The organism is Roseateles sp. GW835-FHT13E02 (assembly GCF_058794035.1).
In genome coordinates, this window is the sequence record NZ_JBXAGJ010000008.1 from 67,769 (window position 1) to 80,036 (window position 12,268).

A 12,268-nucleotide genomic window follows, 5' to 3' on the forward strand; every position below is an offset into this window, starting at 1 on the left:
CCACGGGCGGGCCGCCGTTGCAAAAGGGAACAAACCCCGCCGGGCTGGGGCCAATCCCCGGATTTCGACCGGTGGCGGGGCCTTGCTCCCGCCACCACCCGGCTTGGTCCCAGCAGGCTGGAGCTGGCGGGCCTCTGCGTTCACAGTGCGGACGGCGAGGCGGGCATCGCCCAAGTTCGCGCTTGCAAAACCCGGTTTCGTCCCCGGCCTGGCCGGCTCGGTCACATCCGGCTTGAGGCGCGTGCCTGCCCTCGCCACAGTCCGCTCAACGATCGAGTCAGGAGACCTTCGCCATGGCCAACACACCCGGAAAACGCCCCGCCTGGAATCGACTCAGCGCCAGTGAGCTGGAGCGCGAGCGCGCCTTGGTGCGCGAGAAGGAGCGCCTTTTGCGGCAGCGCCTGGCGCGCCAGGAAAAGCTCTTGAGCGCGCGCCGACCCTGCCCGCAGCAGCAACAGGGGCTGGAGCTGCTGCGTGAGCGGGTCGAGGGTATGCAAACCACAGCCCAGGCTCTGCGCGCACGCTCCCAGCAGCGCTGAACCGTGAGGAACTTGGCACTGTTTACAGCGCCTTACCCCTTGTTGCAGCCTTGCGCGGCCAACAAGCGCAGCATCCGCCCCATACAGATCCACAAGAACAAGAACTGAGGCCCGATGGTTCGTGACCGCGGCCTCAGCCCGGAGAGTCGGTCAGGGTCCGCGCTCTCCCCGGAGTCGATTGGGGTGCATCATGAGATTTGAAGGCCGTTTGACTGCCTGGGCTGCCTTGCGCGGCTACGGCAGCATCGCGCCGCTGGAGGGCGGCGAGGAGTTGTTTGTCCACATTTCCGCGTTCCCGCCCGACGGCGAGCAGCCCTTGCTGGGCGAGGTGCTGAGCTTTGAGCTGGTGATCGGTCGCGACGGCCGCAAGCAGGCCGTGCGAGTGCAGCGCTCCAAGCGCCGCCCGGACGCGGCCGTTCCTGTACCCGCGCCCAAGGTCCCGTTGCAGGGCGCGGCCTACCATCAGCGCCGCCAGCTGCAGCGCCGCTTGCGCTGGGCCTCGGTGTGCGCTGCCTTGCTGCTGGCGCTCGGAACCGTGGTCTGGCTGGACATGAGCCGGGCCAACACGCCGGCGCAGGTGCTGCACAAGCTGGCCCTGGCCTGGGGCCACTGATTCCGGCGTCAGCTCAGCCGGCGGGGAGGGCATCGTGTCAGTCACGGACCCAGGCCATGGCGCCGCCACCGCCGCCCTTGCGTTCGGCGTTCTTGCGCGTGCGCAGCACCGCTTCGAAGGCCTGCTGCGCACCGTTGTTCAGCGCCACCAGCAAGCCGCTCATATCGTCGACGCTGAGGGTGTCGGTGTCGCGGCGGAACTGTTTGATGGCCGGCGCCAGCATCTCCTTGGCCACGGCCGGGTGCGTGACCGCCACCACCAGCATGGCGCTGAAGAGATCCGGGAAGCGCGTGCACAAGGCCTTGATGCGCTTGAGCGCCTGGGCCGGCGAGCTGCGATGGCCCGGGGCAATCCACTGTACCTCGTCATTGGCCTGGATCAGCTCGGCCTCGAGGATGCGGATGCGGGTCAGCAGGTACTCGCAGTCGCGCGCCGCCATGGCTTGCAGCTCGGCTTCGTCGTCGCTCTCCGCGTGGGGGTAGCGCTCTTGCACCATCTGGGCAAGCGCAGCTTCGAGCTCGGGCAGGGTCGGGGCGGGAACTTCAGCCATGACGACAAAAGGCCTGGGCGACAGGCCGAGGGAGCGCGGCAGACGGCGGCGGGATTCATCGGCTTTCGGCCGCCTTGGGCCGAACTTGAGTGCAGCCGACCTGATCCGCCGGATTTTTATGACGCCACTGCGACGCCCCGGCCCGGGCATGCCCTAGGACGCAAGCGGGGGCGGTCTCGGCACAATGCCCGCTCCTGTCTTGTCGCGCAGTCCTGGAACAAGCCAGCCCGCCGTGAATCCTCGCCCCTCGATTCGGACAAGACGCCATGAACGCTCCCGCCAATTTCCTCAACCGCCGCGGCTTTGTCGCCGGCTCCCTGACCCTGGGCGCGGGCCTGGCCCAGGCCGGCGCCGGCAGCCAGTTGCCGGTGGCTCCCATGCCCTCGGCGCGCTTTGACGCCCTGGATCTGCAGGCCATCCAGCAAGGACTGGCCGGCGGCCAGCTCAGCTGCGAAAGCCTGACCCGCCACTACCTGCGCCGCATCAACACGCTCGATCGCCAGGGCCCGCAGCTGCGCTCGGTGATCGAGCTCAACCCCCATGCCCTGGCCGAAGCCCAGGCCCTGGACCGCGAGCGCCGCGACAAGCGCCGCGGCCCGCGTGGCCCGCTGCACGGTGTGCCGGTGCTGATCAAGGACAACATCGCCACCGCCGACGCCATGAGCACCACGGCCGGCTCCCTGATGCTGGCCGGCCTGCATGCCAGCCGCGATGCCTTTCTCGTCACCCGCCTGCGCGCGGCCGGCGCCCTGATTCTGGGCAAGACCAACCTCAGCGAGTGGGCCAATATCCGTTCGAGCCGCTCGACCAGCGGCTGGAGCAGCCGCGGCGGCCAGACCCGCCACCCCCACGTGCTGGCGCGCAACCCCAGCGGCTCCAGCTCCGGTTCGGCCGTGGCCGTGGCGGCCGGCTTGTGCGCCCTGGCCGTGGGCACCGAGACCGATGGCTCCATCACCTCACCGGCCAGCATCTGCGGCATCGTCGGCCTCAAGCCGACCGTGGGCCTGGTCAGCCGCAGCGGCATCATCCCCATCTCGGCCAGCCAGGACACGGCCGGCCCCATGACCCGCCATGTCCGCGATGCCGCTGCCCTGCTGCAGGTGCTGGCCGCGCCCGACACTGAGGACCGCGCCACCGCCGCCGCGCCCAAGCCGGTCGACTACCTCGCCGGCCTGCGCAAGGATGCGCTGCGCGGCGCTCGCATCGGCGTGCTGCGCAGCGCCCAACCGCCGCAGCCGCAGGTGAATGCCTTGTTCGAAGAGGCGCTGGCCGTGCTCAAGGCCCAGGGGGCGGTGCTGGTCGACCAGGACCTCAAGATCCCGCACCAGGAGAAGTACGGCGAGAGCGAAATGACCGTGCTGATGCATGAGCTCAAGGCCGGCCTGGCCGAATACCTGGCCGCCTACCAGCCCGATGCGCCGGCCAAGGACTTGGCTGGCCTGATCGAATGGAACAAGGCCCATGCCAAGACCGTGATGCCCTTCTTTGACCAGGAGTTGTTCGACATGGCGCAGGCCACCCAAGGCCTGGACGCGGAGGTCTACCGTCAAGCGGTCGAGACCAACCAGCGCTATGCCCGCAAGGAAGGCTTGGACGCCTTGTTCGCCGAACACCAGCTCGACGCCGTGGTCGCACCCAGTGGCAACCTCGCCTGGCTGACCGACCCTCTGCTGGGCGATCACTTCACCGGCGGCGGCTTCACCTCGCCCTTTGCCGTGGCCGGCTACCCGCACCTGACCGTGCCCATGGGCCTGGTGTCCGAGCTGCCCGCCGGTATTTCCTTCGGCGGCTTGGCTTGGCAAGAGGCCAAGATCCTGGCCTACGGTTACGCCTACGAGCAGGCCAGCCTCAAGCGGGCAGCGCCGAAGTTCCTCAGCAAGGTCTGAGCACAGGCCGTCAGGCCCCAAAAGAAAAGCCCGGCGTGACCGGGCTTTTTTTCGGCTGCTTGGCCGTCGCGCAAGCATGCGCGACCGCACTGAACGAGGCACCCGATACTGCGCAGGCAGCAGCTCGTCGTGACACGGCCGTCGCGCAAGCATGAGCTCCGGCGCTGATTGAGGCTGAGCCCCCTGCGCAGGCAGGGTGCTCAGTCCGCAATCAGTCCTCGTTGCTGAAGACCAGCTTGACTTCGTGGTGCTGCTTTTCGCCGCTGGCTTCGAAGCGCCAGTCCATCAGGGCGTTGGTGACCGAGCGGTCGAAGACCTTGCGCGGTTGCGCTTCCAGGATGTCCACGCCGGTGACCTTGCCGTCGCCGTCGATGGCCATCTTGGCGGTCACGGTGCCGCGGGTGATGGATTGCTTTTCGGCTTCGCGCGGGAACTCGGGCGGCACCTTCTTGATGATCTTCGGGGCTGCAGCCTGGGCGCTGAAGGCCAGGGCCAGGGCGCTGCAGAACAGGGTGGCAGCGCGCAGGATGGAAGAAGAGGAGGTGCGGTTCAGGTTCGTCATCATGGTGGTCTTGGACTGCAGGAAGGAAAGAGAAAAGAAGGGGGTGAAAAAGAGAAGACGGGGAGGTGCGTGCGGCGCTTGGCCTGTCCACTGATCAATCAAGCCGGCACGGCACGGAAGAAGCCCACGGCATCGAGCAGGCGCGAGGAGCTGGACTTGAGCGCATCGGTCGAGCGGCCCAGTTCGTCGACCAGGGTGGTGTTCTGCTGGGTGGTGCGGTCCAGCTCGTTCATGGCGTTGTTGACCACGCCCACACCGGCGGCCTGTTCCTGGGCCGAGTGCGAGATCTCTTCGATCAGCTGGCCCATATTGTTGACCTCGTCGACCACGCTGCGGATGGTGACGCCGGCGTTGTTGACCAGGGCGGTGCCGTTCTCGACCTTGACGGACGATTCCTGGATCAGCACCTTGATCTCCTTGGCCGCCGAGGCCGAACGCGAGGCCAGGGCGCGCACTTCGGAGGCCACCACCGCGAAGCCGCGGCCATGTTCGCCGGCACGCGCCGCTTCCACGGCCGCGTTCAGGGCCAGGATGTTGGTCTGGAAGGCGATGCCGTCGATCACGCCGATGATGTCGCCGATCTTGCGCGAGCTGGCGCTGATCTCTTCCATGGTGTCCACCACCTTGGCCACCACCGCACCGCCGGCCGAGGCCGATTGGCGCGCCTTGGTGGCGATGCCAGCGGCGCGGCGGGTCAGGTCGCTGGCGCCGTTCAGATTGGCGGCGATCTGTTCCACCGAGGCGGCGGTGTTCTGCAGGCTGGCCGCCGAGCGGGCGGTGCGATCGGACAGATTGACATTGCTGTCGGCGATGTCCGAGGAGTTCTGGGCCACTTCGCCGGCGGCATCGCTGACGCTGCTGACCACGCCGGTCAGCGCCGCCTGCATGTCCTTCATGGCGCGCAGCATCTGGCTCAATTCGTCATGGCCTTCGGCCTGGATGTGCAGGGTCAGGTCGCCCGAGCTGATGGCCTCGGCGGCTTCCTGGGCGCGGCGGGCCGGCAGCACGATGGAGCGGGCAATCACCAGGCCGCCGCCAACACCGATGACCACGGCCACCACCACCAGCACGCCGGTCAGCAGCACCGCGTTGCGGGCCATCTCGCCGCCGCTGACGGCCAGATCACGCGCACTCTCGAACTGCAGCTCGACCAGGCCCTTCAGGCCATCTTGGTAGGCCTGCTGGGCCGGGCGCACATCGGTGATCAGGCTCTCGCGGGCCTCGTCCGGGCTGCCGTCCTTCTGGATCTTCTGGAACTTGGCCACGGCTGCGACGAAGGCGGTCTTGCGCTCGCGCACCTGGGCCACCAGCTGCTTTTCCTTGTCGCCATCGAGGGCGGCCTCGACCGCCTCGATCTGCTTGTCGCTCTCGGCCAGGGCGGCTTCGATGGCGGCCTTTTGCTTCTTGATCTGGCGCGCTTCGTCGAGCAGCAGCAGATCGCGCGAGGCGCGGGCGATCACGTTGACTTGTTCTTCCAGGGCGTTCGCCGAGGCGATCTTGACCAGGCTGGAGTTGGCCGTCAGGTCCAGGTCCTTGGCCAGATGGCTGGCGGTGCGGGCGCCGTAGCTGCCGATGGCGATGAGCAGCAGGATCAACAGACCGTAACTCACGGCCAGGCGCTGGCTGATGCGCAGCTGGGTCAGAAAGTTCATGGATGAATCCCTCGTCTTCAAGAACTGGTTGTTGTGGCGGCCGGGCTGGCCTCGTGGACTGCCATCGGGCGCTTTGCCGCGCCTGGGAGGCTTTCGGCGCCAGTGCTGAAGTTCTTGATGCGGGATTTCATCGATTCCTGACCGGCTTGTGACATATGTCGCAGTGGCGGGTCGGGGCCGGAGGGTCCGGTCCAAAAAGGCGATCCGCACGGAAACTGCGGACGCCAGTCTGCCGCCGCGGCTGCCTCTCGGCACAGCGCGGCGCCAGGGTGCCGTGAAGAATTGCGCGGGCTCGCCGCGCATCTGCGCCCCAGCCCCTGGATCAGGGGCTTGTCGTCGGCACGGAAGCGACAGCCGGGCGGTCAAGCCCGCGGCTGAGCGCCGTGCCCTGACGCCGAATTCAGGCGGCGGTGCGGAACTGCCGCATATTGGCGGCCAGTCCGTGGGCCTGGTGGTGCAGGGCCGCGGAGGCGGCGGTGGACTGCTCGACCAGGGCGGCGTTCTGCTCGGTCATCTGCTCCAGGGCTTGCATGGCCTGTTCGACCTGGTCGACATGCTGGCTTTGTTCTTGCGCGGCGGTCTGCATGCTGTGCATGAGATCGCGCACCTCGAACACGCCGGCGACGATGGCGGCCATCTGCGTGCCGGCGCCGGCCGCGCGCGCCGCGCCGGCTTCGGCCTTGTCCACCGAGGCGGCAATCAGCTGCTTGATCTCCTGCGCGGCCTGGCTGCTGCGCTGGGCCAGTTGGCGCACCTCGGCGGCCACCACGGCAAAGCCCTTGCCCTGGGCACCGGCGCGGGCGGCCTCGATGGCGGCGTTGAGGGCCAGGATGTTGGTCTGGCGGGCGATGCCGTCGATCACGCCGGTGATCTCGCCGATCTGGTGGGCGGTGGCGCGGATCTCGCCCATGTCCTGCACCATCTGCTGCACGGCGCTGCCGCCGGCCTCGGCCTGGGCGGCGGCGGCGGCGCTCATGCGTGCGGCGGTGGCCGCGCTGCCCTGGCTCTGGCGCAGGCTGGCGGCCATGGCGCTCATGCGCAAGGTGGTGGCGTGCAGGCGCTCGGCCGAGCTTTCGGTGCGGCGCGACAGGTCCTGGTTGCCGCTGGAGATCTGGGTCGAGGTGATGCTGACCGTCTCCACGCCCTGGCGCACGGCTTCGACCATGTCGCGCAGGCGCAGGGTCATGGTGGCCAGGGCGCGGTTCATGCGGCCCAGCTCGGTGTTGTGCGCCTCGGCGCCGGCCGGCGTGCTGCGGCTCAGATTGCCCGCCGCCACATCGCTGGCCAGCTGCACCACATCGCGCAAGGGCCGGGTGATGGCACGCGTGACCCGCCAGCCGAGCAGGGTGGCCGTGAGCACCAGGGCGGCAATCAGCCCCAGCATCTGGCGCCGGCTTTGCTGGTAGGTGGCATGGGCCTGGGCGGCCTCGGACTGCGCTGCCTGCAGGTTGAGATCGGTTAGCTGCAGCAGCAGGCTGCGCGCATCGGCAAAACGGCGCGCGCCTTCGCTGCTGATCAGGTCGATGGCCGCGCCGCTGGCGCCCATCTTGGCAAAGGCCTGCACGCCCTGGCGCAAGCTGCCGTAGTGGCGCAAGGCCTGCTCGGCATCGGCCAGGATGCGGCGCTCCGGGTGCTCGGGGGTCAGGTCTTGCTTCTGTGCGGCGTAGCGGCTGCGCAGCTGTTCCAGCTCGGCATCCACGGCTTGCAGCTGCGCCTCCACCTCGGGCAGGCGTTCGCGCTCGCTCATGGCCATCAGGTAGTCGAGGGAGTGCCGGCGCGTGGCCAGCTCGGCCAGACGCAGGCTGTCGGCCACGCCTTGCAGGTGCACGGCGCTGATGGCCTGGGCTTTGGCATCGATCTCCTGCTGGCGCAGGATGGACAGGGCGCCCAGGCCGGCCAGGGCCATTACCAGCAGGCCGAAGGACAGGGCCAGGCTGTGGGCAATCGACAGGCCGGCCCAGAATTTCAGGGCGGGCAGGCGGGACAAAAAGGCCGATCGCGAGGATCGAACCGGGGGCCGGGGATGCGGCATCACAACTCCAAGATGGGCGGCAGGCATCGGCTTGATGCCTGGAAACGCCGCGCAGTCTGAAGTTGCCGTGTGACGCTGCGGTTACGCGCAGGCCCCGCTGGCGAGGCATGCCGGCCTCGCGTGAAGAACTACCGTTTCGCGGGCCGCTCCGTCAGTCGACCCGCTGGTCCTTGGCCTGCAGCACATCGAGCGGCCGCACATCGGGCGCGCCCTGGGGCTGGTTGCCCCAGGCGGTGCGCACATAGCTGGCCACCGCCGCCAGCTCGGTGTCGCTGAGCACGCCGGCGAAAGGCGGCATGCCGAAGGGCCGCGGGTTGCCGGCGGTCGAGGGCGCGAAGCCGCCGCGCTGGATGATGCGCAGCAGATTGGCCGGGTTGGCCATCAGCAGCGCGCGGTTGCCGGCCAGGGCCGGGTAGATGCCGGGCACGCCCTGGCCTTGCACGCCGTGGCAGCTGGCGCAGTGGTCGGCAAACAGCTGGGCGCCTTGCTCGCGCAGCTTGAGCTCGGGGCGGCGCTCGGGCGCTGCGGCGGGCTTGCTGTGCTGCGGCAGGCTTTGCAGATAACTGGCCATGGCGGACAGATCGGCATCGCTGAGGTGCTGGGTGCTGCCGCGGATCACCTCGCTCATGGGCCCGAGCGCGCTGGCCTGATCGTTGCGGCCGCTTTTCAGCCACTGCTGCAGGGCGGGTGCGCTCCAGCGGGCGACGCTGCCTTCGGCCGGATCGTGCAGCGAGGGCGCGTACCAGCCCAGCGCATCGAGCATGCCTCCGGAGAAATCGTTCAGGCCGGCGGTGGCGCCCAGGCTGTTGCGGCTGGCGTGGCAGGCATTGCAGTGGCCCAGGCCCTGGCTCAGGTAGGCGCCACGGTTCCATTCGGCCGAGCGCTGCGCATCGGGCTGGAACACGGCCGGCCGGAAGTACAGCGCCCGCCAGACCGCCAGCGCCGCCTGCGTGTTGTAGGGGAAGCGCAGCTCATGTTCGCGCCGCGGCTGGGCCACGGCGGGCAGGCTTTGCAGGTAGGCGAACAGCGCATCGGCGTCTTCGCGCGTGACCAGGGCGTAGTTGTCGTAGGGGAAGGCGGGCGTCAGCAAGCGGCCGTCGCGGCCACGGCCGTTGTGCAGGGCGGCCCAGAATTCATCGGCACTCCAGCGGCCCAGGCCGGTCTCGGCATCGGGTGTGAGGTTGGAGCTGAAGACGCTGCCGAAGGGCGTGGGGATGGCGCGGCCGCCGGCGTACTCGGCGCCGCCACGGGCGGTGTGGCAGCCCATGCAGTTGCCGGCGCGGGCCAGGTAGGCGCCGCGCTCGACCAGGTCCGGGCTCGATTGGAAGGGTGTGCTGCGTGGCGCGCTCTCGTCCAGGTGGTTGAGGCGCTGTACCGCCAGGGCGGCGAGCAGCAGACCGGCGGCGAGCGCGGCGAGGATCTTGTAGCGGAGCTTCATTTACTTGAGCCCCCCGCATTCCATGGGCAGGGGCGCAGGCAGGCTCTCGGCCGGGCGGGCACCGGCGGGCATGGGCTGGCCGGCCAGCCAATGCGAGATGGCGTTGATCTCCTCTTCCTTGAGCTGCTTGGCGATCCAGGCCATGCAGTCGGGCGCCACGGCGCGGCGCTGGCCGCTGCGCCAGGCGCCGAGCTGGCCGTTGAGGTAGTCGCGCGGCAGGCTCAGCAGACCCGGGATGAAGGGCTGGACGCCGGTCAGCTGCTGGCCATGGCATTGCACACAAGCCGGCAGCTTGCGCGCTGGGTCACCTTTGAGCACCAGCTCTTGGCCGCGGCTCAGGGCCGCAGCCGGCAGGGCCGGGGTCTGCGGCGGTGGGTAGGGCAGGTGCAGGTTGGCGAAGTAGCCCGCCAGCTCGTTCAGATAGGCATCGCTCAAGGGGTCGACCAGATCGCTCATCAGGCCGTAGTGGCGCCGGCCATCGCGGAAGTTGAGCAGTTGCTTGAAGAGATAGCCCTGCGGCTTGCCGGCCAGGCGCGGGTAGTAACCGTCGGCGGCGGCGCGGCCTTGCTGGCCATGGCATTGGGTGCAGGCCAGGGTGCGTTGGGCGATGCTGTCTTCGACGGTGGCGGCGGGGGCCGGGGAAACTGGAGCTGCATAGGCTGAGGCGGCGCAGACCAGGCTCAGCAGCAGGCCCGCTGCGGCCAGGCGCGCACGGGCAAGAATCGGTAGGGAAGGCATGGCGGGATTATCCCCGTCACCTCCGGCCGGGCACAGGCGCAGAGCTGCCCGAAAACATATGGAGCAGCGCAGCGGAGCGTGCGCTCAGCGCTGCGCCAGCTGCGCTCGGGCCATGTCGCCGAGCGCGGCGATGGCAGTTTCCCAAGCCGGGCCCCAGGGGTGGCCGCAGTTCAGGCGCAGGCAGGCGGCAAACTCACCCTGCGCCGAAAACAGCGGCCCCGGCGCCAGGCTGAAGCCTTGTTCGCGCGCCCGCGGCAGCAAGGCCAGGCTGTCGCAGCCATCGGGCAGCTCCAGCCAGAGGAAGTAGCCGCCGGCCGGTTCGCTGACCCGGCTGCCGGCCGGCATGTGCTGGGCCAGGGCGGCGGCCATGCGGCGCATCTGGCGCGCGAGGGCCTCGCGCAGGCGGCGCAGATGGGCATCGAAGCTGCCGTCCTGCAGATACTCGGCCAGGGCGGCTTGCGCCGGCAGGGAGCTGCTCAGGCTGCTCATCAGCTTGCTGCGCTGCAGCTGCGGCGCCCAGCGCCCGCCCAGGGCCCAGCCGATGCGATAGCCCGGCGCCAGGCATTTGGAAAACGAGCCGCAGTGCATCACACCGCCGCGCTGCTCGAAGGCCTTGGCCGGCAGCACCGGCTCCGCGCCGTGGTGCAGCTCGGCATAGACATCGTCCTCGATCAGGGCCACGTCTTCGGCTTCCAGCAAGGCCACCAGGGCGCGCTTCTTGTCGGGTGGCAGGGTGCAGCCCAGCGGGTTCTGGAAGCTGCTCATCAGCCAGCAGGCGCGCGGCCGGTGCTGCGCGATCAGGCGGGCCATGGCCTGCAGATCGGCGCCCTCGGTGCGGTCGGTGGGTACCTCGATGGCGCGCAGGCCAAAGCGCTCTAGCGCCTGCAGCGCGGCATAAAAACAGGGCGATTCCACCAGCACCGCATCACCTGGCCGGGTCACCGTCTGCAGGCAGAGCTGCAGGGCTTCGAGCGCGCCGTTGGTGATGACGATGTCCTCCGGCGCCACGCGCAAGCCCAGGCGCAGATAGCGCAGGGCGATCTGGCGCCTCAGGGTTTCCAGGCCCAGGGGCAGCTCGGCGCTGATCTGCCAGGGTTCCAGCTTGCGCATGCCGGCGCCCAGGGCCAGGCGCAGGCGCTCCAGCGGGAACAGCTCGGTGGCGGGAAAGGCCGAGCCCAGGGGCAGCAGCCCGCGTTCGCGGCTGCTCTGCAGCAGCTCGAAGATTTGTTCGCTGATGGTTCGAGGCGTGGCATCGCTTGCGGGCGACGGTCGCGTCGGACTTTGCGCTGCCCCCGCGTGGGCGCTGACGAAGTAACCCGAGCGCGCCGCGGCTTGGACCAGGCCGCGCGCCTCCAGCAGGTGGTAGGCCTGGAACACCGTGGCGGCGCTGAGGCCGCGGCTTTGGCAGGTCTGGCGCACCGAGGGCAGGCGGTCGCCGGCGCGCAGTGCACCTTGCGCGATCATGCCGGCCAATTCATCGGCCAGCTGCTGGTAGCGCGGGATCACGCGGGTGTGCTGCTGCTGCTGGGGCTTTTGTCGGGATAGCTGCGCGCGCCGAAGATGGCCGAGCCGATGCGCACCATCGTGGCGCCTTCCAGCACGGCCGCCTCCAGATCGGCGCTCATGCCCATGGACAAGGTGTCCAGACCGCCGAACAGGGTCGGGTCTTGCTGCTTCAAGTCGGCCAGCAGATGGGCCAGGGCACGGTGCGGCAGGCGCTGTGCTTCAAAGTCTGCGGCCGCTTCCGGCACCGCCATCAGGCCGCGCAGGCGCAGGCGCGGCAAGGCGGCCACCGCACGGGCCAGCGTGGGCAGATCGGCCGGGGCGATGCCGCTCTTGCTGGCCTCGCCGCTGATATTGATTTGCAAGCAAATGTTCAGCGGCGGCAAGGTGTCCGGGCGCTGCTCCGAGAGGCGCTGTGCGGTCTTGAGCCGGTCCACGCTGTGCACCCAGTCAAAGGCCTCGGCCACCGGCCGGGTCTTGTTGCTCTGCAAGGGGCCGATCAGGTGCCAGGCCAGCTGCGATCGGAGGTCTGCGAGCTCGGCGATCTTGTCCAGGCCCTCTTGCACATAGTTTTCGCCGAAGGCGCGCTCGCCCGCGGCATGGGCCTCGCGCACCGCCGCCGCCGGGAAAGTCTTGCTGACGACCAGCAGGCTCACGCTATGCTGCGCGCGCCCCGCAAGCTCGCAGGCGGCGGCGATGCGATGGTGCTGTTCTTGTATGTTGTTCGCTATCGTCGCCATAATGACCCAGGCTCT

The 12,268-nt window shown here is 69.2% G+C and carries 11 protein-coding genes; 3 read left to right on the forward strand and 8 right to left on the reverse strand.

Annotated elements, in window-relative coordinates; genetic code table 11:
* The first annotated feature begins 293 nt into the window (after nucleotides 1-293).
* Both AC1Q6P_RS09700 and AC1Q6P_RS09705 read left to right on the forward strand, forming a co-directional pair.
* A complete protein-coding gene (locus AC1Q6P_RS09700) occupies nucleotides 294-539 on the forward strand; it encodes a hypothetical protein (RefSeq protein ID WP_133155053.1) in 246 nt (81 codons plus the stop codon).
* A gap of 190 nt (nucleotides 540-729) precedes the next feature.
* A complete protein-coding gene (locus tag AC1Q6P_RS09705) occupies nucleotides 730-1,152 on the forward strand; it encodes a cold shock domain-containing protein (RefSeq protein ID WP_102766107.1) in 423 nt (140 codons plus the stop codon).
* Between the two features lie 37 nt (nucleotides 1,153-1,189).
* Here AC1Q6P_RS09705 and AC1Q6P_RS09710 read toward each other — a convergent pair whose 3' ends face one another.
* A complete protein-coding gene (locus AC1Q6P_RS09710) occupies nucleotides 1,190-1,702 on the reverse strand; it encodes a hypothetical protein (RefSeq protein ID WP_171827719.1) in 513 nt (170 codons plus the stop codon).
* A gap of 266 nt (nucleotides 1,703-1,968) precedes the next feature.
* On the opposite strand from AC1Q6P_RS09710, the gene AC1Q6P_RS09715 reads away from it, so the two are divergent.
* The gene (locus tag AC1Q6P_RS09715; RefSeq protein WP_492663732.1) at nucleotides 1,969-3,588 is read left to right on the forward strand and encodes an amidase; all 1,620 of its coding nucleotides are present in this window, start codon (nucleotides 1,969-1,971) and stop codon (nucleotides 3,586-3,588) included.
* A gap of 211 nt (nucleotides 3,589-3,799) precedes the next feature.
* On the opposite strand, the gene AC1Q6P_RS09720 is transcribed toward AC1Q6P_RS09715, so the two are convergent.
* The 7 genes from AC1Q6P_RS09720 to AC1Q6P_RS09750 all read right to left on the reverse strand — a co-directional run bounded on the left by AC1Q6P_RS09720 (nucleotide 3,800) and on the right by AC1Q6P_RS09750 (nucleotide 12,253).
* Entirely contained in the window at nucleotides 3,800-4,153 is a 354-nt protein-coding gene (locus AC1Q6P_RS09720; protein WP_492663733.1) for a TonB family protein, read from the reverse strand.
* Between the two features lie 95 nt (nucleotides 4,154-4,248).
* On the reverse strand, nucleotides 4,249-5,802 hold the full coding sequence (locus tag AC1Q6P_RS09725; RefSeq protein WP_171827717.1) for a methyl-accepting chemotaxis protein: 1,554 nt from the start codon (nucleotides 5,800-5,802) through the stop codon (nucleotides 4,249-4,251).
* A gap of 400 nt (nucleotides 5,803-6,202) precedes the next feature.
* Entirely contained in the window at nucleotides 6,203-7,789 is a 1,587-nt protein-coding gene (locus AC1Q6P_RS09730) for a methyl-accepting chemotaxis protein (RefSeq protein ID WP_492663734.1), read from the reverse strand.
* 196 nt (nucleotides 7,790-7,985) lie between these two features.
* Nucleotides 7,986-9,272 (reverse strand): c-type cytochrome, encoded by a 1,287-nt coding sequence (locus AC1Q6P_RS09735; protein WP_492663735.1) that lies wholly within the window; start codon nucleotides 9,270-9,272, stop codon nucleotides 7,986-7,988.
* Entirely contained in the window at nucleotides 9,273-10,010 is a 738-nt protein-coding gene (locus tag AC1Q6P_RS09740; RefSeq protein WP_492663736.1) for a c-type cytochrome, read from the reverse strand.
* Between the two features lie 84 nt (nucleotides 10,011-10,094).
* A complete protein-coding gene (locus tag AC1Q6P_RS09745) occupies nucleotides 10,095-11,516 on the reverse strand; it encodes an aminotransferase-like domain-containing protein (protein WP_492663737.1) in 1,422 nt (473 codons plus the stop codon).
* A complete protein-coding gene (locus AC1Q6P_RS09750; protein ID WP_492663738.1) occupies nucleotides 11,513-12,253 on the reverse strand; it encodes a YggS family pyridoxal phosphate-dependent enzyme in 741 nt (246 codons plus the stop codon). Before AC1Q6P_RS09750 ends, AC1Q6P_RS09745 begins: the two co-directional genes overlap by 4 nt.
* Between the last annotated feature and the right edge of the window lie 15 nt (nucleotides 12,254-12,268).

Excerpts from the sequence above, each read along its gene's own strand:
- AC1Q6P_RS09705 (WP_102766107.1), top strand. The coding sequence starts at position 730 with ATGAGATTTGAAGGCCGTTTGACTGCCTGGGCTGCCTTGCGCGGCTAC.
- AC1Q6P_RS09720 (WP_492663733.1), bottom strand. The coding sequence starts at position 4,153 with ATGATGACGAACCTGAACCGCACCTCCTCTTCTTCCATCCTGCGCGCT.
- AC1Q6P_RS09700 (WP_133155053.1), top strand. The coding sequence starts at position 294 with ATGGCCAACACACCCGGAAAACGCCCCGCCTGGAATCGACTCAGCGCC.
- AC1Q6P_RS09750 (WP_492663738.1), bottom strand. The coding sequence starts at position 12,253 with ATGGCGACGATAGCGAACAACATACAAGAACAGCACCATCGCATCGCC.
- AC1Q6P_RS09715 (WP_492663732.1), top strand. The coding sequence starts at position 1,969 with ATGAACGCTCCCGCCAATTTCCTCAACCGCCGCGGCTTTGTCGCCGGC.
- AC1Q6P_RS09725 (WP_171827717.1), bottom strand. The coding sequence starts at position 5,802 with ATGAACTTTCTGACCCAGCTGCGCATCAGCCAGCGCCTGGCCGTGAGT.
- AC1Q6P_RS09710 (WP_171827719.1), bottom strand. The coding sequence starts at position 1,702 with ATGGCTGAAGTTCCCGCCCCGACCCTGCCCGAGCTCGAAGCTGCGCTT.
- AC1Q6P_RS09735 (WP_492663735.1), bottom strand. The coding sequence starts at position 9,272 with ATGAAGCTCCGCTACAAGATCCTCGCCGCGCTCGCCGCCGGTCTGCTG.
- AC1Q6P_RS09740 (WP_492663736.1), bottom strand. The coding sequence starts at position 10,010 with ATGCCTTCCCTACCGATTCTTGCCCGTGCGCGCCTGGCCGCAGCGGGC.